This window comes from Streptomyces sp. NPDC057743 (genome assembly GCF_042798755.1).
In the GTDB taxonomy this organism is placed as follows: domain Bacteria; phylum Actinomycetota; class Actinomycetes; order Streptomycetales; family Streptomycetaceae; genus Streptomyces.
In genome coordinates this window covers 93,791-115,332 of sequence record NZ_JBHVJX010000004.1, presented here as the reverse complement: position 1 = coordinate 115,332, position 21,542 = coordinate 93,791, and the positions used below count along the sequence as shown (strand labels likewise).

Annotated in this window: 20 protein-coding genes; 7 read left to right on the top strand and 13 right to left on the bottom strand. The window is 72.4% G+C overall.

What is annotated here, in order from left to right; genetic code table 11:
• Window positions 1–20 precede the first annotated feature (20 nt).
• Window positions 21–1,070, bottom strand: coding sequence for an LLM class flavin-dependent oxidoreductase (locus ACFVFQ_RS05765; RefSeq protein ID WP_383409257.1), 1,050 nt, complete (start codon window positions 1,068–1,070; stop codon window positions 21–23).
• Window positions 1,071–1,295: 225 nt separating this feature from the next.
• On the opposite strand from ACFVFQ_RS05765, the gene ACFVFQ_RS05760 reads away from it, so the two are divergent.
• On the top strand, window positions 1,296–1,619 hold the full coding sequence (locus ACFVFQ_RS05760; protein WP_383409251.1) for an ATP/GTP-binding protein: 324 nt from the start codon (window positions 1,296–1,298) through the stop codon (window positions 1,617–1,619).
• 24 nt (window positions 1,620–1,643) lie between these two features.
• Here the strand turns inward: ACFVFQ_RS05760 and ACFVFQ_RS05755 are convergent, their stop codons facing one another.
• The 7 genes from ACFVFQ_RS05755 to mce form a co-directional block, all read right to left on the bottom strand.
• Complete coding sequence (locus ACFVFQ_RS05755; protein ID WP_383409249.1) at window positions 1,644–2,867, bottom strand: ABC transporter permease subunit; 1,224 nt, start codon at window positions 2,865–2,867, stop codon at window positions 1,644–1,646.
• Entirely contained in the window at window positions 2,864–4,072 is a 1,209-nt protein-coding gene (locus tag ACFVFQ_RS05750; protein ID WP_383409247.1) for an ABC transporter ATP-binding protein, read from the bottom strand. Before ACFVFQ_RS05750 ends, ACFVFQ_RS05755 begins: the two co-directional genes overlap by 4 nt.
• 123 nt (window positions 4,073–4,195) lie before the next feature.
• Window positions 4,196–4,969 carry an ABC transporter permease gene (locus ACFVFQ_RS05745; RefSeq protein WP_383409244.1) on the bottom strand — a complete coding sequence of 258 codons (774 nt, stop codon included), beginning with the start codon at window positions 4,967–4,969 and terminating at the stop codon, window positions 4,196–4,198.
• 3 nt (window positions 4,970–4,972) lie between these two features.
• Window positions 4,973–6,004, bottom strand: coding sequence for an ABC transporter ATP-binding protein (locus tag ACFVFQ_RS05740; protein ID WP_383409242.1), 1,032 nt, complete (start codon window positions 6,002–6,004; stop codon window positions 4,973–4,975).
• 154 nt (window positions 6,005–6,158) lie between these two features.
• Window positions 6,159–7,097: a cellulose-binding protein gene (locus ACFVFQ_RS05735; RefSeq protein WP_383409240.1), complete on the bottom strand. Its 939-nt coding sequence runs from the start codon at window positions 7,095–7,097 to the stop codon at window positions 6,159–6,161.
• Between the two features lie 114 nt (window positions 7,098–7,211).
• Complete coding sequence (scy, locus tag ACFVFQ_RS05730) at window positions 7,212–11,507, bottom strand: polarized growth protein Scy (protein ID WP_383409237.1); 4,296 nt, start codon at window positions 11,505–11,507, stop codon at window positions 7,212–7,214.
• A 210-nt stretch (window positions 11,508–11,717) separates the two neighbouring features.
• Window positions 11,718–12,158: a methylmalonyl-CoA epimerase gene (gene mce / locus ACFVFQ_RS05725; RefSeq protein ID WP_383409232.1), complete on the bottom strand. Its 441-nt coding sequence runs from the start codon at window positions 12,156–12,158 to the stop codon at window positions 11,718–11,720.
• A gap of 164 nt (window positions 12,159–12,322) precedes the next feature.
• On the opposite strand from mce, the gene ACFVFQ_RS05720 reads away from it, so the two are divergent.
• Together ACFVFQ_RS05720 and meaB are read left to right on the top strand one after the other, a co-directional pair.
• Window positions 12,323–13,498, top strand: a complete 1,176-nt coding sequence (locus ACFVFQ_RS05720) for an acetyl-CoA C-acetyltransferase (RefSeq protein WP_383409852.1) — start codon at window positions 12,323–12,325, stop codon at window positions 13,496–13,498.
• Window positions 13,499–13,630: 132 nt separating this feature from the next.
• On the top strand, window positions 13,631–14,590 hold the full coding sequence (gene meaB, locus ACFVFQ_RS05715; protein WP_383409229.1) for a methylmalonyl Co-A mutase-associated GTPase MeaB: 960 nt from the start codon (window positions 13,631–13,633) through the stop codon (window positions 14,588–14,590).
• Between the two features lie 336 nt (window positions 14,591–14,926).
• On the opposite strand, the gene ACFVFQ_RS05710 is transcribed toward meaB, so the two are convergent.
• From ACFVFQ_RS05710 to ACFVFQ_RS05695, 4 genes are all read right to left on the bottom strand, one after another.
• Entirely contained in the window at window positions 14,927–15,403 is a 477-nt protein-coding gene (locus tag ACFVFQ_RS05710) for a MarR family winged helix-turn-helix transcriptional regulator (protein ID WP_383409227.1), read from the bottom strand.
• Window positions 15,404–15,525: 122 nt separating this feature from the next.
• Window positions 15,526–16,299: an AIM24 family protein gene (locus ACFVFQ_RS05705; RefSeq protein WP_383409224.1), complete on the bottom strand. Its 774-nt coding sequence runs from the start codon at window positions 16,297–16,299 to the stop codon at window positions 15,526–15,528.
• Window positions 16,296–16,946 (bottom strand): AIM24 family protein, encoded by a 651-nt coding sequence (locus tag ACFVFQ_RS05700; RefSeq protein WP_383409221.1) that lies wholly within the window; start codon window positions 16,944–16,946, stop codon window positions 16,296–16,298. The genes ACFVFQ_RS05705 and ACFVFQ_RS05700 overlap by 4 nt, the downstream gene beginning before the upstream one ends.
• Complete coding sequence (locus ACFVFQ_RS05695) at window positions 16,946–17,584, bottom strand: AIM24 family protein (protein ID WP_383409218.1); 639 nt, start codon at window positions 17,582–17,584, stop codon at window positions 16,946–16,948. Before ACFVFQ_RS05695 ends, ACFVFQ_RS05700 begins: the two co-directional genes overlap by 1 nt.
• A gap of 218 nt (window positions 17,585–17,802) precedes the next feature.
• Between ACFVFQ_RS05695 and ACFVFQ_RS05690 the strand changes: the two genes are divergently transcribed.
• On the top strand, window positions 17,803–18,153 hold the full coding sequence (locus ACFVFQ_RS05690; RefSeq protein ID WP_274913225.1) for a DUF3817 domain-containing protein: 351 nt from the start codon (window positions 17,803–17,805) through the stop codon (window positions 18,151–18,153).
• On the top strand, window positions 18,150–18,458 hold the full coding sequence (locus ACFVFQ_RS05685) for an MTH1187 family thiamine-binding protein (RefSeq protein WP_383409215.1): 309 nt from the start codon (window positions 18,150–18,152) through the stop codon (window positions 18,456–18,458). The genes ACFVFQ_RS05690 and ACFVFQ_RS05685 overlap by 4 nt, the downstream gene beginning before the upstream one ends.
• 12 nt (window positions 18,459–18,470) lie before the next feature.
• On the opposite strand, the gene ACFVFQ_RS05680 is transcribed toward ACFVFQ_RS05685, so the two are convergent.
• A complete protein-coding gene (locus ACFVFQ_RS05680) occupies window positions 18,471–19,460 on the bottom strand; it encodes a DUF5937 family protein (protein WP_383409212.1) in 990 nt (329 codons plus the stop codon).
• A 78-nt stretch (window positions 19,461–19,538) separates the two neighbouring features.
• On the opposite strand from ACFVFQ_RS05680, the gene ACFVFQ_RS05675 reads away from it, so the two are divergent.
• Window positions 19,539–20,879 (top strand): MFS transporter, encoded by a 1,341-nt coding sequence (locus tag ACFVFQ_RS05675; protein ID WP_383409210.1) that lies wholly within the window; start codon window positions 19,539–19,541, stop codon window positions 20,877–20,879.
• A gap of 121 nt (window positions 20,880–21,000) precedes the next feature.
• Window positions 21,001–21,513, top strand: coding sequence for a MarR family winged helix-turn-helix transcriptional regulator (locus ACFVFQ_RS05670; protein ID WP_383409208.1), 513 nt, complete (start codon window positions 21,001–21,003; stop codon window positions 21,511–21,513).
• The last annotated feature ends 29 nt before the right edge of the window (window positions 21,514–21,542 follow it).

Here is a 21,542-nt window from a genome sequence, read left to right as displayed (position 1 = left end):
CGCCTCCCACCCCGGCGGGGTCACGCCAGCTGCGGCAACACCTCGGCGCCCAGCCGCCGCACGTTCTCCTCGGTGGCGGCGAGGTCCCCGGAGCCCTCCACCAGCAGCGCGAACCGCCGGATCCCGGTGCGCTCCGCGGTCTGCGCCAGCCGGTCCGCGCACCGCTCCGGCGGGCCGACCGGATGCAGCGCGCACAGCAACTCCGTGTACGCCAGCGGGTCGCGCATCGCCCGATACCGGCCGTCGACCGTCACATGCGCGCCCAGGCCCTGCCGCAGCCAGCCCGGCATCGCCTTGGTCAACGACTCCACCGCGGCCGCCCGGTCGTCGGCGATCTGCACCACGCCCGCCGAGACGTGCTCGGCCGCGGCCACCTCGACCGGGTCCCGCCCGGCCCCCAGCGCCGACGCCCGCCACAGCGCGACCATCTCCGCCTTCTCCTCGTCGCCGCAGTGCATCCCGAGCAGCATCGGCAACCCGCGGGCCGCGGCCAGCTTCACCGACGACGGCGAGGTGCACGCCACCACCACCGGCGGCCCGGCCGTCAACCCGTCCGGATCGTCCGGGTCGGTCAGCGCCTCGGACGGCCGCGGCACCACCGCCACCTCCCGAAACGCATAGCGCTCGCCGGACGCCCCCACCCGCGGCTCGCGCAGCCAACGCAGCAGCAGATCCAGCGACTCGGGGAAGCCGCGGTCGTACGCGTCCAGGCCGGCGCCGAAGACCTCCAGGTCCACCCAGGGACCGCCCCGCCCGACGCCGAGCGTGAACCGGCCCTCGGACGTCAGGTGTAACAGCGCCGCCTGCTCGCCGAGCGCCACCGGATGCTGGGTCGGCAGCACGCTGACCGCCGTCCCCACCCCGATCCGCCGCGTCCGCCCCAGCAACAGCGCGGCCAGCGTCGTCGCCTGTGGACACACCCCGTACGGGACGAAGTGGTGTTCGGCGAGCCAGACTTCGTCGAGCCCGGCCTGTTCCGCGAGCTCCGCGGACCGCACCGCGCGGTGCAGTGCTTCCCCCTGCCCCTGGCCGGGGAACTGGGCGGCCAGGATGAAGGCCCCAACACGCATCGCTCTCTGCCTCCTTGCAGCCGACGCGACCCCTCCTCACCCGGCAACAACGTGTGACATCTGCCCAGGGCACGGCCTGACGCGAAATTTCCAGATCATCGCAGAAACGTGACGGCGGACTTTTGCCCCTGACCGCGCCGCGTACGCTGGTGACAGCCCTCCCCCGAGCTCTCCACCTCGTTCGACCGGAGGGCCCCCGACCCCCGCGACCTGTCGAGGAGTGCTGTGTCTCCGCGCCGAAACCGCCAACGCGGTGCGAAACCCGCCGACCGCACGGAGCGCACGGGGGCCGGCCGTTACGGCCTGGAAGCCACCGAGGAGTGGCGCGGGGAGGAGTGGGTGGTCCGCCACGTCGGCGGCACCGGCGCGGTCAAGCACTACCGCTGCCCCGGCTGCGACCAGGAGATCCCGCCCGGCGTCCCGCACGTCGTCACCTGGCCCCAACACGGCGACGTCGACGACCGCCGGCACTGGCACCGGGCCTGCTGGAACGCACGGGACCGCCGGAGCGCACGGCTCCAGCGGTCCCGGAACGCACCCCGTTACTGAGGTGTCAGGCGTCCTGCCGCGGCCTCACACGTCGCGCCGCTCCTGGACGAGGAAGGCGGCGCCCAGGGCGACGCCGGCGACCGCGGTCAGGATCCACAGCGGGGTCCACCCCTGCGGACCGGAGTGGTCCGGGAGGAACGGGATGCCGTACAGGGTCGCCAGGGAGTTGGGCACCGAGTAGTTGATCAGGCCCTTCGTGAGCCACTGCAGGCTCGACGCGCCGAGCATGAAGACCGCGAGCAGCATCGGCAGCAGGACCACCCCGAACATCGCGCTGATGGCGCCGGCGGAGTGCCGCAGCAGGGAGCCGACCGCCAGCGCCAGCAGGCCGAGCAGGGAGACGTACAGGCCGGTGCCGACGGTGGCCCGCAGCCATTCGTCGACCGTCGGCTCCCGGCCGCCGACCATGCCGGACATGGCGAGCGCCACCAGCGTGGCGGCGAGCGTGGTGATCACGAAGGCGAGCAGGAAGAAGACGATCGCCTTGGCGGCCAACACCCGGGCCCGGCTGGGGCAGGCGGTCATGGTGGTCCGGATCATCCCCGTCCCGTACTCGGCGGAGATGACCAGGACGCCGAGCGGGATGATGCACAGCGTCCCCAGCATCACGCCGAAGAAGCCGAAGGCGATGCGGGGGTTGACGTCGTGGCCCGACAGGGCGGTGGCGGTGAGCAGGCCGATGCCGAGGATCAGCACGACCAGCACGCCCAGCGTCCACACCGTCGACCGCACCGAGCGGATCTTGGTCCACTCGGCGGCCAGGGCATGGCCCAGATGCGTCGGGCGGACGGGGATGGGGGAGACGTAACCGCCGTGCGGGGCCTGGTAGTTGGGGGAGGGGTGGGGCGGCTGGGGTGGTTGTGCTGGCTGCGGCTGCGGGGCCTGCGGCGGTGCGGCGGCCTTGAGCAGCATCGTGCCGGCGTCCTTGCCCGGCCCGTGCGCCGACAGCGGCCGCGGCTCGGGGTGACCGCCGGCCGGCGGCTGCGCCTGCGGGAGCGGCTGCGCCTGGAGCATCATCGTGCCGCCCTCCTGCGCGGGGGCAGGGGCGGGGGCGGACTGCGCCTGGAGCATCATCGTCCCCGCCTCCTGGGCGGGCGCGGGCTGCTCCGACTGCTGTTGCGGCGCGGGCTGCTCCGGGGCGGCCGGGGGCGCGGCGGGCGGCATCGGTCCGGCGGTGGGCGCGGCGGCCGGCGACATCGGCTGCGCACCTGACTCCGGCTGGGGCTGCGGCTGCTGAGGGCTGGTCATCGGGCGTCCTGGGGGTGCGTCATGGAGTGGTCGACGGAAGGGGGCGCTGGCGGCTGTTGCCCGTACGGGTGGGGCGCGCCGTACGGACCGGGCGCCCCGTACGGGTGACCCTGAGGCGGCGGCACCGGGGCGGCGCCCGGGGGCTGCGCGTACGGGTCCGGCTGCGCGTACGGATTCGGTGGCGGCGCGGGCATGCCAAGCGGCGGCTGCCCCGGCGCGTGCGCGCCGGGCGCGGCGCCCGGCGGCGGGAAACCGGCCGGGGCCGGCGGGACACCGCCCGGCTGACCGGCGGCGGAGCGGTAGTCCACGGCGCCCTGCGTCATCCGCATGTACGCCTCCTCCAACGACGCCTGGTGCGGGGAGAGTTCCCACAGCCGCACCTGTGCCGCGTGCGCCAGATCGCTGATCCGCGGCAGCGGCAGCCCGGTCACCCGCAGCGCACCGTCCGGCTCCGGCACCGCCGCGCCGCCCGCCTCGGCGAGGGCCGCGACCAACTTCTCGCGCTGCTCCGGCGCGTCGCCCGGCGTCCGCACCCGCGCGAAGTCCGCGGAGTGCGTCGAGATGAACTCCGTAACGGGCATGTCCGCCAGCAACTGCCCCCGGCCGATCACGATCAGATGCTCCGCGGTCAGCGCCATCTCACTCATCAGGTGCGAGGAGACGAACACCGTGCGCCCCTCGGCCGCCAACTGCTTCATGAGGTTGCGCACCCACAGGATGCCCTCCGGGTCCAGGCCGTTGACCGGCTCGTCGAAGAGCAGCACCTGCGGGTCGCCGAGCAGCGCCGCCGCGATCCCCAGCCGCTGCCCCATCCCCAGCGAGAACCCCTTCGACCGCCGGTGGGCGACGTCCTGCAGACCGACCACCCCCAGCACCTCGTCGACCCGCCGCGCCGGAATGCCCGACAACTGCGCCAACGACAGCAGATGCGCCCGCGCACTGCGCCCCCCGTGCACCGCCTTCGCGTCCAACAACGCGCCCACCTGGCGCGCCGCGTTGGGGGTCCGGCGGAACGGTCGGCCGCCGATCGTGGCGTGACCCGACGTCGGGGAGTCGAGGCCCAGGATCATCCGCATCGTCGTCGACTTGCCCGAGCCGTTGGGCCCCAGAAAGCCGGTCACGGTGCCCGGACGCACCTGGAACGTCAGGTTCTGTACGGCCGTCTTGGGCCCATAGCGCTTCGTTAGGCCGACTGCCTCGATCATTCTCCGCCCCTCGCGAGATGGTCGGGGCAGAGGCGCCCTCGTGCCCCCGTGAGAGGTACGAGGCTATCGGCACGTTGACGGTTCCCGCCAAAACCGCACAACCGGTCGGTGCGGCCTCCGCCGTCAGGCGTCCCGCCGCGCCAGCAGCACATAGCCGGCGATCAGCGCCGCCACCGTCCACGCCGCCATGATCGCGAATCCGCCCCACGGGCCGTACGGCGTCTGGTCGTTGACCGGCGCGACCACCTGCATGACCTTCGAGCCGGCCTGGTCCGGGAGGTACCGGCCGACCTTCCGGGTCGCCGACACGTTCCCCAGGATGTTGGAGATCAGGAAGAAGAACGGCATCAGCGTCCCCAGCGACAACATCGGGCTGCGCAACATCGTCGCCACCGCCATCGAGAACAGCGCGATCATCGTCATGTACAGCCCGCCGCCGATCACCGCCCGCAGCACCCCCGGATCGCCGAGGTGCGCCCGATGACCGCCGAGCGCCGCCTGCCCCGCGAAGAACGCCACGAAGCTGGTCACCAACCCGACCACGAAGACCAACGCCGTCGCCACCAGCAGCTTGCAGAACAGGAACACCCCGCGCCGCGGCACCGCCGCCAACGACGTGCGGATCATCCCGGTGCTGTACTCGTTCGTCACCACCAGCACCCCGAAGACGATCATCGCCAGCTGCCCCAACCCCATGCCCGCGAAGCTGACGTTGGTCGGGTCGAAGGCCAGCCGCCGCTCCACCGGCATCGAGTCGAAGTCCTTGCGCGCCAGCGTGCAGATCAGCACGCCCAGCGCGACGGTCACCAGCACCGCGGTCCCCAGGGTCCACACCGTCGACCGCACCGACCGGATCTTGGTCCACTCCGACCGCAACACCTGCCCCACGACAGCCATCCCTCAACTCCTCTTCCGTTGCTGCCAGTCCGTACCCCACCCGCCGCCCGGCGCGGCCCGGCCCGACAACGCCGCCCCCTGCGGCACCGCCGGCCGTACCGGCGCCCCACCGCCCGGCCCGGTCGGCCGGGCGTCGCGCGCGTGATACTCCACCGCACCCGCCGTCAGCTGCATGAACGCCTCCTCCAACGACGCCTGTTGCGGACTGAGCTCGTGCAACACCAACCGGTGCGCGGCCGCCAACTCCCCCAACCGCTCCGCCGGCACCCCGTCGACCTCCAACGCCCCGCCCCGCCCCGCCGACGACCGGATCCCCTCCCGGTGCAACACATCCAACAACCGCTCCCGCTCCGGACACCGCAGCCGCACATACGACCGCGAGTTCTCCCGGATGAACTCCGCCATCGACGTGTCCGCCAACAACCGGCCCTGCCCGATCACCACCAAGTGCTCCGCGGTCAGCGCCATTTCGCTCATCAAATGGGACGACACAAACACCGTCCGCCCCTGGGACGCCAGGTTCTTCATCAGATTGCGGATCCAGTGGATGCCCTCCGGATCCAGCCCGTTGACCGGTTCGTCGAACATCAGGATCCGCGGATCGCCCAACAACGCCCCCGCGATCCCCAGCCGTTGCCCCATCCCCAGCGAGAAGCCCTTCGACCGCTTCCGCGCCACCGACGTCAACCCGACCAGATCCAGCACCTCGTCGACCCGCGCCCGCGGAATGCCGTTGCTCTGCGCCAGGCACAACAGATGGTTGGTGGCGCTGCGCCCCCCGTGCATCGCCTTCGCGTCCAACAACGCCCCGACATACGTCAACGGGTCCTTCAACTGCCGGTAGTGCTTCCCATCGATCCGCACCGTGCCCGCCGTCGGCACGTCCAGACCGAGCACCATCCGCATGGTCGTGGACTTCCCCGCCCCGTTGGGGCCGAGGAAGCCGGTGACGATTCCCGGCCGCACGGTGAACGTCAGCTGGTCCACCGCGACCGTGTCACCGTAATGCTTGGTCAGCCCCTTGAGCTCGATCATGCACTGCACGCTAGGCGCGCCCCGACCGCCCCGCCACCGGGGCGGCGCCGCCCGGAGGACCACCACGTAAGGCCGGACACGACCGCGCCCCCGTACCACCACGGCGGTGGAACGGGGGCGCGGACCGACTCTCGAAACCTTCCGGCAGCGGGCCTCAGCGGCTCTGCTGGGCCGGCACCCCGCGGGTCACCGACTCCTCGTCGCCCGGCGCGCCGGCCGCGGCGACCGCGGCACCCGTCAGCGTCGCCAGCATCTCGCGGACGTTGGTCAGCTGCGCGTTGATCGAGTCGCGGCGGTTGGTGAGCGCCGCCAGCTCGCGCTCCGATTCGCTGCGGATCCGGTCGGCCTTGGCGTTGGCGTCCGCCACGATGTCCTCGGCCTGACGCTGCGCGGTCTCCACCGTCTGACGGGCCCGACGCTCCGCGTCCGTCCGCAGCTTCTCCGCCTCCAGGCGCAGCTGCTCCGCCCGGTGCTCGATCTCCGCCAGCCGCTTCTCGGCCTTCGCCTGACGCGACGCCAGATCACGCTCGGACTGCTCCCGCCGCTTGGCGAGGTTGGTCTCGAAGTCCGCCGCCGCCTGCGCGGCCTTGGCCCGGGTCTCCTCGAAGAGGGCGTCCGCCTCCTCACGCTTGGACTGGGCGTCCTTCTGCGCCTCGGCCCGCATCGAGGCCGCCTCGCCCTTGGCCTTCTCGACGATCCGCGCGCCCTCGTCCTCGGCCTTCGCCTTGCGCTCGACGGCGAACTGCTCCGCGTCGTTACGGACCTGCTGGGCGGCCGACTCGGCCAGCTCGCGGTGCTGCTCGGCGGCCCGACGGGCCTCCTCGCGCAGCTCCTTGGCCTCTTCCTCCGCGAGGCGGAGGATCTTCTCGACGCGCGCCCCGAGGCCCGCGTAGGAGGGTTCGGCGTCGGTGACCTGAGCCTGGGCGTTCTGCGTTTCGAGGTGCAGCTCCTCGATGCGCTTCTCCAGCGAGGTGATACGGGCCAGCGCACTGTCGCGGTCCGCGACCAGTTTCGTAATGCGGTCATCCACCTGACCGCGGTCGTACCCACGCCGCACGAGCTCGAAGCCGAAGGGGGAGGAAGTGTCGCTCATGGGGTTCCTGTCGAAAGAGACCGGTGAGGTGATAAGGAGAATCCTAGGGGCCTTAACGGCGTGTCATCGAGTCATTGCGCGTTTGAAGTGGAGAATGACCCCTCATTTGAGTGGCTACCCCTCAGACTGCTTGCCACTCGAACGAGTTGTCCCGGCTCCCGCGGCGGCCTTCACCGCGCCGCCCTTGCCGTCCCCGCCCTGCGTCGGCACCTCGAACGACTCCAACGCCTCCAGGACGTTCTGGACGCGGGAGATCTCGGTGTTGATGTCCGCTTGACGACGCGCCAGCACCTCCAACTCGCGCTTGCCCTCCGCCACGATCTGCGCGGCCTCCTGCTTCGCCTCGGCACGCATCTTCTCCGCGTCCCGCACCGCCGCGGCCTTCTTGTTCTCGGCCTCCTTGATCAGACCCTCGGCCTTCTTCACCGCGGCGATCCGGACCTTGCTCGCCTCGCTGTTCGCGTCCGCCATCAGCTTGTCGGCCTTCGCCTCGGCCGCCACCTGCTGCTCCGTGGCCTGCGCGATCAACTTGTCGACGCGCTCCCCGGCGTTCTTCATCGCCTCCGACGACTCCCGACGGGCCCGCTCGTGCAACTCCTCGACCTCGGACTCCACCCGGGCCCGCAGCTCCTCGGACCGCTCCCTTATGGCCGTCGCATCCCGCCGCGCCTCGCCCAGCAACGTATCGGCATCCGTACGGGCCTTCTCCACCAGGGAGTTGCCCTCCGCGGTGCCCTCCCGCACGAGCCGCTCGGCCTCCTTGCGGGCCGCCCCGACCATCGCATCGGCCTGCTCCTCGGCGGCGGTCGCCGTCTTCAGCCCCTCCTCCTGCGCCTTGGCGATCAACTGGTCGGCCTGCTCGGCCGCATCCGCACGACGCTTCGCGGCATCCTTACGGGCCTCGTCGAGCAACCGGTCCGCCTCGTCCTGCGCCTGAGTGCGCGTCCGCTCCGCGGCCGCCTCGGCCTCCTCACGGACCTTCGCCGACTCCGCCCGCGTCCGCGTGGCGTGCTCCTGCGCCGACGTGACCGTCTCCGCCGCCTCGGCGCGCAACCGGTCCGCCTCCGCCGTGGCCGTCGCCACCATCCGGTCGGCCTGCTCCCGCGCATCCGCCCGGGTGCGATCCGCCTCCCGCTCGGCCGTAGCGAGCCGCTCCGCCGCCTCCGCGCGCAGCCGCTCCGCCTCGCTGGCGGCCTCCGCCACCAACTCGTCGGCCTGCGCCGCCGCTTCCGCCCGCGTCGCGTTCGCCGCCGCACGCGCCTCGTCGCCGGTCCGCTCCGCGTCCGCCCGGGCGGCCTCCAGCACCTCGGCCGCGTCCGCCCGCAGCCGCTCGGCGGCCTCCGTCGCCTCCGCGACCATCCGCTGCGCGGCCTGCTCGCCCTCCGCGCGCAGCCGCTCCGCGGCCTCCTGACCCTCCCGGATCGCGCGGTCCGCGTCGTCCTGCGCCGAAGACGTCAGCTCCGTCGCCTCGTTGACGATCCGTTCGGCCTCCGCACGGGCCTCGGTCACCAGCCGGTCGGTCTGCTCGGCCGCCTCCGACCGCATCCGGTTCGCATCGTTCCGCGCCTCCGCACGGGCCCGCGCCGCGTCCTGCTCCGCCGACGCCAACGCGTCCGACGCATCGGTCCGCAACTGCTGCGCCCGCGCGGTGGCATCCGCCACCGCCTTGCTGGCCTTCGCGGTCGCCTCGGCGACCAACTCCTCGGCCTGCGCGGTGGCTTCGGAGACCAGTTGGTCGGCCTGCTCGGCGGCCTCGGTGCGGGTGGTGTTGGCGTCGCGGCGTGCCTCGTCGAGGACCTCGGCCGCCTTGGACCGCAGCTCCTCGGCCTCCTCGGAAGCCTCCGAAACCGTCCGCTCCGCAAGCGACGTGGCAGCCTGGGCGGCCTCCTGCGCCTCCTGACGCACCCGCGCCGCGTCCTCCGCGGCCCGCTCACGCTCGGCATGCGCATCCGCCCGGACCCGGTCGGCCTCCTCCTGCGCCTGGGACTTCGTCTGCTCCGCGACATGCTCCGCCGCCGAACGCAGCCCCGCGATCTCCTCGTTGGCCTGCTCGTGCAGCCCCGCGACCGCATCCCGCACCTGCTGCGCGGTCTGCTCGGCCGCCGACACCAACTCCGCGGCCCGCCGGTCCGCCTCCTCGACCAGCTGCTCGGCCTCCGCCTGCGCCTCACTGACCCGCGTACGGGCCGACGCCAGCAACTCCTCGCTCTGCTCCCGCGCCGCCGTCCGCTCCTGGTGCGCCTCCTCGCGCGCCTCACCCAGCAGCTGCTCGGCCTCCCGACGCCGCCGCGCCGCCTCCTCCTGCGCCTCGGCCAACGCCTCCGCGGCCTCCGCGCCCGTACGCTCAGCGGCCGCCGCCGCCTCCGCACGCACCCGGTCCGCGGTCTCCTGCGCCTGGGCCTTCAGCCGCTCGGCCTCCGCCGCCGCCTCGCTGCGCAGCGCCGCCGCCGCCGACTCCGCCTCGGCCCGCGCCGTCGACGCGTCCCCGGCCGCCTCCGACCGCAGCCGCTCGGCCTCCTCCTCGGCCTGCTGCTGGAGCGCCCGCCGCCGCTCCGCGGCCTCCGCCTTGAGCCGGGCCGCCTCCTCCTGCGTCTCGCGCCGCAACTGCTCGGCCCCGGAACGCGCTTCGCGCAACGACTCCTCGGCCGCCGCCAGCTTCTCCTCGGCCTCGCCCTGGAGCCGATCCAGCTCCGCCTGGGCCTCCGCGCGCCGCTCCTCGGCGGCCTGCTCGGCCTCCGCCCGCAGCTTCGCGGCGCTCTTCTCCGCCTCGTCCGTCAGCTCCTCGGCGGCCTGCGCGCCCTCCAACAGCAGCTGCTCGGCCTCCGCACGGGCCCGCTCCAGCGCCTCCTCGGCCTGCCGACGCAGCGCCGAAGCCCGCTCGATCGCCTCCGTCCGCACCCGCTCGCTCTCCGCGACCGCGCTCGAACGGGACTCCTCCGCATCCGACTTGGCCTTGGCCAGCAGCTCCTCGGCGGTCCCCGCCGCCTCCTCGATCTGCTGAACCGCCTCCCGGCGCGCCTCGCCCCGGATCCGCTCGCCCTCCGCGACCGCATCCGCCCGCAGCTGCTCCGCCTCACCGCGCAGCCGCCGCGCCTCCTCCTGGAGTTCGGCGGTCTTGGCCCGGTACTCCTTGGTGTCGTTCTTCGCCGCGCCCTTCAGCTGCTCGGCGGTGTCGTGCGCCTGCTCGCGCAGCCGATCCGCCTCCGCCTCCGCCTCCCGGCGCAGCCGCTCCGCCTCCTCGGCGGCCGCCTTCGTCGTCGCCTTGGCATCCTCGGACGCCTTGGTCAGCATCTCCTCGGCGGCCCGCGCCGCCTTCGCCAACTGCGCCGCGGAATCCTCCGCGACCTTCGACCGCGCCGTCTCCTGCGCCTCGGCGACCAGCCGGTCCGCCTCCGCCCGGGCATCCGCCCGCAGCGACTCGGCCTCCGACGTGAGCGCCTCGGCCTCCTTCGTCGCCTCGGCCACCAGCCGGGCGACCTCCGCCTTCGCCGTCCGCGTCCGCTGCTCGGTCTCCGACTCCGCCGACGACAGCCGCTTGGCGGCCGACGCCTGCGCCTCCTCGACCAGCTTCTCTGCCTCGGCCCGCGCCTCCCGCAGCGCGGCGTCCGCCTCCTGTGCCCGCTCCTTCGCGGTCCGCGTCAGCTCCGCCGCCTGCCGGCGCGCCTCCTCCGACTCCGCATCCGCCGACGAACGCAGCTGCTCGGCCTGGTCCGTCGCCTCCTGCGCCTGACTCGACGCCGCGTTCAACAACCGCTCGGCATCGGCCCGCGCCCGCCGCAGGATGGATTCCGCTTCCGCCCGCGCCTCTTCGGCGGCCGTCCCCAGCCGCTCCCGGGCCCGGTCCGCCAGCCGCTGCGCCTCGTCCCGCGCGGCCGCCCGTACCTGCTCGGCCTCCGCCCGGGACTCCTCCATCAGGCGGCGCGCCTGCGACTCCGTACGGGCCCGCAACTGCTCGGCCCACGCCACGTTCTCGTTGACGTGCGACTCGACCGTCTGCCGGCGCTCGTTGAGTTCCTCGTCCAACCGCTGCCGACGGCTGACCGCCTCGGCGTGCAGCTCGGCCTCCATACGGGACTGCCGCTCGGCCGCCTCCTGCAGCAGCCGCTGCGTCTGCGCCCGCGCCTCCCGCAGCTCCCGCTCGGCGTCCGAACGCAGCTGATCGGCCTGGATCTGCGCATTGCGCAGCAACTGCTCGGCCTGGTGGCTGAGGTTGTCGTAGGCAGGCCGGGAAGCGAGGTTGCGGCGCGCCTCGTGGAGCTTGGCGCGCAACACCTCGACCTGGTACCCGAGGTCGTCGGCGTGCTGGACCGCCTTGTCCCGCTCAGTCTTCAGCCGCTCCATCTCGGCTTCGAACTGCGAGAGGTGGTCGGCCTCAGCCCACTGACGCTCCTGGCGCTCGTTGCCCCGCACTGCGCGGTCCCATCCGTCCCCTGGTCATGGCGGCGGCCGGCTCCGGCCCTGCGGCGCTGATCCCGTACACGTCACCGCGCACCAGGACTCGCGCCCCTCGGAGCTGACCCTTCCGAAGAAATGGTGTCAGATCATCGGCAGAGTATGGACGCAAGCCCCACTCCCGTACCCCGGCCGAAGCTGCACTCTACCGGCCGGGGAAGCGGAAGGTCAGTGGTCAGTCGCCTCCGGGGGCGCTGCGGTGACGAGTTCGGTCAGCACACCGTGGCAGTCCTTGGGGTGCAGGAACGTGATCCGTGACCCCATCGAGCCCCGCCGTGGCTCGTCGTAGAGCACCCGCACGCCCTTGTCCCGGATGTCCCCGGCTGCTCCGTCAACGTCTGGCGTCCCGAACGCGATGTGATGCACGCCCTCGCCGTTCTTGGCCAGCCACTTGCCGACCGCGGAATCCTCCCGGATCGGCTCCAGCAACTGGAGATAGGACGCCCCGCCGTCCGAGGTCTCATTGATCTTCAACATCGCCTCGCGCACGCCCTGTTCCTCGTTGACCTCGGTGTGGAACACCTCGAAGCCATACGTGGCACGGTAGAACTCGACGGTTCGGTCGAGGTCGAAACAGGCGATCCCGATGTGGTCGATTCGCGTCAGCATGGCTCCAGTGCACCGCCCGCACGGCTGGTTACGCAACGTGCGCGCGATCACACCCTCTTCCCGGTGACCCGGCGACTACCCCTCAGTACATTGACGGGAACCCTCGTTAACTTCCCTGCACAGGAAGGCCGCATCGTATGTCTGCAACGAACGGCACCACCTCCGTGATCGTGGCCGGGGCGCGCACCCCCATGGGCCGCCTCCTCGGCTCGCTGCGCAGCTTCTCCGGGGCCGACCTGGGCGGAGCGGCCATCAAGGCGGCGCTGGACCGCGCGGGGATCGGCGGCGACCAGGTGCAGTACGTGATCATGGGTCAGGTGCTCCAGGCCGGCGCCGGCCAGATCCCGGCCCGCCAGGCCGCCGTCAAGGCCGGCATCCCCATGAACGTCCCCGCGCTGACCGTCAACAAGGTCTGCCTCTCCGGCCTGGACGCCATCGCCCTGGCCGACCAGCTCATCCGCGCCGGCGAGTTCGACGTCATCGTCGCCGGCGGCCAGGAGTCCATGAGCAACGCCCCGCACCTGCTGCCCAAGTCCCGCGAGGGCTACAAGTACGGCGCGGTGGAACTGCTCGACGCCATGGCGCACGACGGCCTCACCGACGCCTTCGAGGGCATCGCCATGGGCGAGTCCACCGAGAAGCACAACACCCGCCTCGGCATCGGCCGCCCCGAACAGGACGAGGTCGCCGCGCGCTCCCACCAACGGGCCGCCGCCGCCCAGAAGAACGGCCTCTTCGAGGCGGAGATCACCCCCGTCGAGATCCCGCAGCGCAAGGGCGACCCGGTGCTCTTCAGCAAGGACGAGGGCATCCGCCCCGAGACCACCGCCCAGAGCCTCGGCAAGCTCCGGCCGGCCTTCTCCAAGGACGGCACCATCACCGCCGGCACCTCCTCGCAGATCTCCGACGGCGCCGCCGCCGTCGTCGTCATGAGCAAGACCAGGGCCGAGGAACTGGGCCTTACGTGGATCGCCGAGATCGGCGCGCACGGCAACGTCGCCGGCCCCGACAACTCCCTTCAGTCGCAGCCCTCCAACGCCATCAACCACGCCCTCGCCAAGGACGGCCTCACCGTCGACGACCTCGACCTGATCGAGATCAACGAGGCGTTCGCGGCGGTCGCCGTGCAGTCAATGAAGGACCTCGGGGTTTCCCCGGAAAAGGTGAATGTCAACGGTGGCGCCATCGCGCTCGGCCACCCGATCGGCATGTCCGGCGCCCGTATCGTGCTGCACCTCGCGCTGGAACTGCGGCGACGGGGCGGCGGCACCGGCGCGGCGGCGCTGTGCGGTGGTGGCGGCCAGGGCGATGCGCTGATCCTGCGCGTACCGGGCAAGTGACCGCCGGCCGCGTACCGGGCAAGTGACCGTCGGCCGCGGGCCGGACGGGACCGGTGCGCGGTGCGGGAAATGGTGCGTGGCGCGGAACGGCGCGTACCAGCCAGTGAGTCGAGGTCGAAGGAGCCGAGCGCGATGGTGGACGTCCCCCAGCTGGTGGAGCAGGCCCGGCAGGGCCGGCCGAGGGCGGTGGCCCGGCTGATCTCCCTCGTCGAGGGGGCGGCGCCGGAGCTGCGCGAGGTGATGGCGGCGCTGGCGCCGCTGACCGGCAACGCCTATGTCGTCGGTCTCACCGGCTCGCCCGGCGTCGGCAAGTCCACCACCACCTCCGCCCTGGTCACCGCGTACCGCAAGGCGGGCAAGCGAGTCGGCGTGCTGGCCGTCGACCCGTCCTCGCCGTTCTCCGGCGGCGCGCTCCTCGGCGACCGCGTCCGGATGTCGGAACACGCCTCCGACCCCGGTGTCTACATCCGGTCCATGGCCACTCGCGGCCACCTCGGCGGGCTGGCCTGGGCCGCGCCGCAGGCGATCCGGGTGTTGGACGCCGCCGGCTGCGACGTGGTCCTCGTCGAGACCGTCGGCGTCGGCCAGTCCGAGGTCGAGATCGCCTCGCAGGCCGACACCAGCGTGGTGCTGCTGGCCCCCGGGATGGGCGACGGCATCCAGGCCGCCAAGGCCGGCATCCTGGAGATCGGCGACGTCTACGTCGTCAACAAGGCCGACCGGGACGGCGCCGACGCCACCGCGCGCGAGCTGAACCACATGCTGGGCCTGGGCGAGGCCCGGGCGGCCGGTGACTGGCGGCCGCCGATCGTCAAGACCGTTGCGGCCCGGGGCGAGGGCGTCGACGAGGTCGTGGTGGCGCTGGACAAGCACCGGGCCTGGATGGAGGAGCGCGGCGTGCTGGCCCAGCGTCGGCTGGCCCGCGCCGCGCGTGAGGTCGAGACGATCGCCGTCACCACGCTGCGCTCCCGCATCGGCGATCTCTCCGGTGACCGGCACCTCGACGCGCTCGCCGAACGCATCGTCGCCGGCGAGAGCGATCCGTATCGCGCGGCGGATGAGCTTGTTGCGGGGCTTACGGAGGGCGCGTAGCGCGTTTGCCTTGTGGGGCTTGTGCCTGGTGGGTCCGCCCGGTGGGGGCGGGCGCTTTGCGGCTTCTCGCCGTGGGTGGGGGCCGGAGGGGCTGTCCCGGGGTACGTCCTCGGTGCGGGCGCCTCTGGTCAGTCAGTTGAGGAATACCCGGGGCTTTGCTCCAGATCCTGCGGGCGCACCCCGGGACATCCCCTCCGGCCCGCGCCGTTGCCGACTTTCCGACGGTGGGCCCGGCCGGGTTGCTGGTTTTCGGCCCGCGCCGTTGCTGGCTCTCCGGCGCTGGGACTGCTCGTCACCAGTCCAACTCGTGAGCTGGGGTGCGTTGGTGGCGATCCGTTACGGATTGCCGCGATGCTGGCGGAGGTGTTCGGCGACCGGGGCGAGGGAGTCGTGGAGGGACTCCAGGGTCTCGGGGGTGAAGAGGTCGATGAAGTGGCGGCGGACCGAGGCGACATGGTGCGGGGCGACCCGGCGCATCGTGTCCCAGCCGGCGTCGGTGAGGACGGCGTAGAGGCCACGGCGGTCCGACTCGCAGCTTTCGCGGCGTACCAGGCCCGCGTTCTCCATGCGCGTGATCTGGTGCGAGAGGCGGCTCTTGGACTGCAGCGTGCTGGCGGCCAGGTCGCTCATCCGTAGCCGGTGGTCCTCGGCCTCGGAGAGGTTGACCAGGATCTCGTAGTCGTTGTTCGTCAGGCCGAACGGCTGGAGATCGCGCTCCAGTTGGTGCATCAGCAGTCTGCTGACGTCCAGGTGGGTGCGCCAGGCACGCTGCTCCTGGTTGGTCAGCCAGGGAGTGTCACTGTCGGTCGTCATGGATGAATTCTACCCGTGAAAGTTGAATAATGAATTAGTCATGGCGTGTGACATTGCGGAACTCGGCTGGCCGGGATCCGTGGTGGGTCAGACGTTCGAGGTCACCGTCCGCAGACTACCGTTCACAGCCCGAAGCGGCGCTGGAGCCCCCCGAGGGCGCCGGACGGCTGCGGCACATGTGAGCCACTTTCCGGCGCGGGGGCGCCGCCTCCCGGGACGCCGTCCGCTGCCGGTAGGGCGCCGGTCGCGCGCTCCGGAAGCAGTTGTTCCGTGGACTGGAGCAGCACCGTCCCGGCGCCGGTGAACTCGAATTGGTGCTCCTCGCCGGAGGCGCCGCCGATGCCGGTGTGGGCGCGCACCCCGCCGAGGAATCCGCGCAGGTACTGGTGGTCGTAGTGGTGGCAGGGGGAGGGGCAGTCGGCCCAGCCCACCAGGGCCTGCGGGTCGACCCGGATCGGTGGTTCGACGAAGACCACCGGGCCGTTGGAGGCGGCGACGAACTTGCCGGTGCCGATCAAGGTGAGGAAGCCGGGGATGATCGATTGCTTTAGGGCGAGAGATGGCTGAAAGGCGAGCAAGTTGCCGGAGCGAATAGTGAGGTTGCCCTCATCCAGGTCGAAGGAGTTCACGTCGAAGGACCGGTCGGCCAGGAGCATCTTGCCCCGGCCCTCGGCGACCACCCAGTCCGCGGCGTGCAGTGGCGAATGGAAACTCCCGGCGATGAGGCGGTCGAGGCCGCCGTACCCGATGCCGTGGAAGTCGATCTGCCCGTAGTAGGCGATCATCTTCCCTTTCTGGAGGAACCATTGGCCGTCCAGGGCGACGCTGAAGGCGTAGTCGTTGACGTTGTCGTCGACGGGGAGGGTGTGGACGTCGTGGATGACGGGACCGGTCACAGTTTCTCCTCGGACGCCTGGACGTAGACGGTGCCCTGGCCGGACAGCTCCAGTTGGAACGCCTCGCCCGAGCCGCGGCCGATCAGCTCGCGCCAACCGATGGCGGTGGAGAGGCGGTTGCGCACCTCGCCGCGGTGCGCGACGTACGCCTGCGGGTCGACGTGGACCGGGCGCTGCGGGGTGATCGGCAGCTCGACGACGCCGCCGTGGGCCATCACCGCGGCCGAGCCGTGCCCCTGGAGCGTGGTGGTGAACAGGCCCTGGCCGGTGGCCTGTCCGCGGACCATGCCCATCACCCCGCCCTGTGAGCCGAGGAACATGGTGCCCTGGGTCAGCGAGCCGTCGAAGGCCAGCAGTCGGTCGGCCTCCACGTAGAGGGTGTCGCCGGTCAGGTCGACGAGGTGGACGTGATGGCCGCCGTGACCAAACATGACTGTGCCGCTGCCCTCCACAGTCATGAGGGGCGTCGCCTCGCCGGCGACCCGACGGCCGATCATGGAGCCCAGACCGCCCTGGCCACCCTGGATGTTCGGGGTGAAGGTGACCTCGCCGCGGTAGGCGAGCATCGCGCCGCGCTGGCTGAACATCCGCTGCCCCGGGGCGATCCGGGCCTCCACCATGCGGGAGTTGAGGGCCGTGAACGGCATCAGACCTCACCGCCCACGGTGTTGCGCTCGCTGGGCTGCACGTAGACCAGTCCCTCGCCCTCGAAACGGATCTGGAACGCCTCGCCGGAGCCCTCGCCGATGAACGTGCGGAAGTTCACCCCGGACTGGAAGTGCTGCTTCAGCTTCCCGGTGTGCGCGATGTAGGCGCCCGGGTCGACCTGGAGCGGGAACTGCGGGGTGACCCGCAGCACCACGGCCGGGCCGTCGGAGGTGAGCGCGGCCTGCCCGTGGCCCTCGACGGTGGTGGTGAACAGGCCGTTGCCCTGCGAGGCACCGCGCAGCCCGGTGAACGTGGTGCCGGTGTGCAACGCCGCCTCGGTGCACAGCAGGTTGCTGGCCTCCACGTAGAGCTTCTCGCCCTGGAGGCGGACGAGGTTGATCTCGCTGGCGCGGTCGGCGAAGTAGCAGGTGCCCTTGCCCTTCACCTGCATCACCGTCATCTGCTCACCCGTCAGCCGGCGGGTGACCATGCCGCGCAGCCCCTCGCCGCCGCCGGTCATCTTCTTGAAGGTCATGTCGCCGTCGTAGGCGACCATCGCGCCGTTCTTCGCCTTGACGGCGTCGCCGGCGAGGTCGACGGCGAGGACCTTGCTCCCCTGGAGCCGAAACTGAGCCACGCGTCAGACGGTAGTCGGCGGCGGCCGCGCTGGGCAGGGCTTTCGGCCCGGAGACGACCCTGACCTTTCCCCGAGCCCGTCCCGGACGTCGCGGCGTCCCGCCGCCGCGCGGCGGCCCCCGGCGCGGTGATCGTCGGGACGGCTGTAACAATGGGGCGGATGCTTGTGAACTCTTGCACAAGCCTGTGACGCCTCCCCTCCGCCCGAACGAGGTTCCCGTGGACATCAAGACCGCCGCTGCCCTGCACCGACTGCGCCTGGCATCCATCCCGGAGGCGCTCTCCTTCCCGGCGCTGCTGATATTCGGCACGGGCTTTCGGATCTTCCTCGGCTACGACAAGCTGGTCATGCCCCTCGGCCTGCTGCACGGCATCCTGTTCACGATCTTCGTGGTGCTGCTGCTGGACGCCTGGAACCGCACCAAGTGGCCCTTCAAGCGCGTGGCCTTCTTCTTCCTCCTCGCGGTGCTGCCGTTCGGCGGCCTGTACGCGGACAAGGTGCTCAAGCGCGAGGAGGCGGCCAAGGTGATCGCCGCCCGGGCGCGCCGGGAAGGAACCGTGAACGCATGATCGTCGCCTTCTCCGTGAGCCCGTTGGGCGTGGGCGAGGACGTCGGCGAGTACGTCGCCGACGCCGTCCGGGTCGTCCGCGAATCCGGGCTGCCCAACCGCACCGACGCCATGTTCACCTCCATCGAGGGCGAGTGGGACGAGGTCATGGACGTCGTCAAGCGCGCCGTGGCCGCCGTCGAGGCGCGCGCCGGCCGGGTCTCGCTGGTCCTCAAGGCCGACATCCGGCCGGGCGTCACCGACGGCCTCACCTCCAAGGTGGAGACCGTCGAGCGCCACCTGGCCAGCGGCGAGCCGGGCGCCTGACGGGAGCGGCCGTCAGTCGCCGGCCGCCAGGGCGATGCCCAACGGCGTCCGCTCGTAGAGCACTTGGTGGCCGTGCCGGCGCGAGGTCAGCAACCCGGCGTCGCGCAGCACGGCCAGGTGCGCCGAGACCGACGAGGCGGCCAGCCCCAACCGGTGGGCCAGCGCCGACGTGGTCGCCGGCGCGTCCAGGGCCGTCAGCACCGCGGCCCGGTTGGTGCCCAGCAGCCGCGCCAGCGCCGGGCCGCCCGCCGGCCGCTGCCACAACCCGCCGATGCCGCGCGCCGGGTAGATCACCGTCGGCTGCCACGGCGGATCGAACCCGCTGATCACGTCCGGCCAGACGAAGACGCTGGGCAGCAGCAACACCCCCCGCCCCGCCAGGTCTTGGAGCTGCGCGAAGTCCGTACGGGTGCGGACGGTCAGCGTGCCGTCGTCCGACCAGGACAGCCGGGGATGCAGATCGGTAAACAGGCGGCGCAGCCCGCCGCTGGCCAACTGGCGCGAGCGGTAGGCGATTTCGGCCTCCAACAAGGCGCGCAGCCGTGGCCAGTCGGGTGCGAGCAGGGCCTCCCAGGCGCGCTCGGTGAGGTCCGCCAGCCGCTGCACGGCCCGTTCGGGATCGGCCAGCGCCGCCCGCCCCTCTGGCGAGTGGGCCGCCCCCGGGACGCAGGCCAGCGACTTGGCCATCTCGGCGCGGGCCAGCGCCGGATCGGTGGCCCGTAGGCGGGCCAGCTCCGCGGCGAAGTCGGCCAACGGGACGTCCGGCGGGCGCCCCAGGAAGTCGGGGGTGTAGCCCGGCCGTTGGGCCGGCATGAACAGCCACAGCGGGGCCAGGTCCAGCCCCGCCACCCGCTCCCGCATCCGCCGCAGCCACGGCAGGTGGTAGCCGTGCCGGTCGGTGCGGCGCAGGGTGCGCAGCGCCTCGTGGGTCTCGCACAGCGGCGAGATCGCGAACCGGATCCGCAGCAGGTCGTCCGCCCCGAAATGCAGCTCCAGCGGCACCGCCGGGCCCTCCCTCCGCAACATTCGGCCCGAGCCGAAACACTACGACCCACCGGGCGGCGCCGGCAGCCTGGCGCCATGCCGACGCCCACCGGGCCCGCACGACCGGGCCCCGCCCCCGCCTGCCGTCCTCCGGCCGCCGCCGCGCCACCCGGGACGGGGTACCGCGCCGTCTTCGCCGTCCCCGAGTTCCGCTACGTCTTCGCCGCCCACCTGCTGTCCTCCCTGGGCGTGGTGATCTGCGAGATCGCGCTGTCCGTCCTGGTCTACCGGCTGACCGACTCGCCGTTGCTCAGCGCGCTGACCTTCGCGCTCGGCCTGCTGCCGTACGTCGTCGGCGGCACGCTGCTGTCGGCCGTCGCCGACCGGCACCCGGCCCGTCGGGTCCTGGTCTGCTGCGACGCGGTGTGCGCCGCGGCGGCCGCGGCCATGGTGCTGCCCGGGACGCCGGTGGTGGTCCTGCTGGGGCTGCGCTGTCTGATCGCGGCGGTGGCGCCGGTCTTCGCCGGTACCCGGGCCGGGTCGCTCGGGGAAATCCTGGGTGACGGCGACCTGTTCGTCCTGGGGCGCTCGCTGGTCCGGATCGTCAACCAGGGGGCGCAACTCGTCGGATTCGCCGCCGGGGGGCTGCTGTTGGCGGCCGTCCCGCCGGGGACGGTGCTCGGCATCACCGCCGGGACGTTCACCGCCTCGGCGCTGCTGCTGCGGCTGGGGACGGCCGCCCGCCCGGCCCGGGGGGCGAGCCGGCGCGGAGCGCCGTCTTCTGGGGGTGGAGGTCGGGCGACGGGAGGGCCCGGCGGGGCGCTGCTGCGCGCCTCGTTGGCCGGGACGCGGCACCTGCTGGCCGACCGGCGGGTGCGGGCGCTGCTGCTGCTCGGCTGGGTGCCGCCGGCCGTCGTGGTCGTCCCGGAGGCGCTGCTGGTCCCGTACGGGGACCTGTTGGGGGTGGGGCCGGCCGGGCAGGGGCTGTTGATGTGCGGGATGCCGATCGGGGCGGTGGTGGCCGAGACCCTGGTGGGGACGTTCCTCGGCCCGCGGGCCCGCACGCGGTTGACGTTCCCGTTGGGGGCGTTCGCGGTGGTGCCGTCCCTGGGGTTCGCCCTCCGGCCGTCGCTGGGCTGGGCGTTGGTGCTGCTGGTGCTGACCGGCACCAGCATCTCGTACAACTTCGGCGTCGACCGGTGGTTCGTGGCCGCGGTGCCCGAGGAGCTGTTGGGGCAGGCGATGACGGTGATGCAGGCGGGCCGGATGACGATCATGGGTGCGGCGATGGGGCTGGCCGGGGTGGCGGCCGAGTACGCGCCGCTCCCGGTGGTGATGCCGGCCGGGGGAGCGCTGGGCGCGGTCGCGGTCCTGGCGGTGCTCGTCGAGGTGCGGCGCTCGGGGGCCCGGAATACGGGAGAGGCGGTGACCGCGTGAGCCCTCGGGCGGCTGCGGTCCTCCGTGCCCCGGGGCGACCCGAAGCGGCGCGGATCACTGACTGAGACCGGAAGTTGAGACAGGGCTGACCAGCATGTGGCCGCCCGGTAGGGTCGGAGACGTGCCGAAGCCGCTCAGCCTTGCTTTTGACCCCATCGCGCGCGCAGACGAACTCTGGGCGCAGCGATGGGGGTCCGTGCCCTCCATGGCCGCGATCACCTCGATCATGCGGGCCCAGCAGATCCTGCTGTCCGAGGTGGACGCGGTGGTCAAGCCGTACGGCCTGACCTTCGCGCGCTACGAGGCGCTGGTGCTGCTGACCTTCTCCAAGGCGGGCGAGCTGCCGATGTCGAAGATCGGCGAGCGCCTGATGGTGCACCCCACGTCGGTGACGAACACCGTGGACCGGCTGGTGAAGTCCGGGCTGGTCGCCAAGCGCCCCAACCCGAACGACGGCCGCGGCACCCTGGCGTCCATCACCGAGAAGGGGCGCGAGGTGTGCGACGCGGCCACCCGGGACCTCATGGCCATGGATTTCGGGCTCGGGGTGTACGACGCGGAGGAGTGCGCCGAGGTCTTCGCGCTGCTGCGGCCGCTGCGGGTGGCGGCCGGGGACTTCGAAGACCGGGACTGAAGGCTGCACGGAGGCGCAGAGGCGTCCTC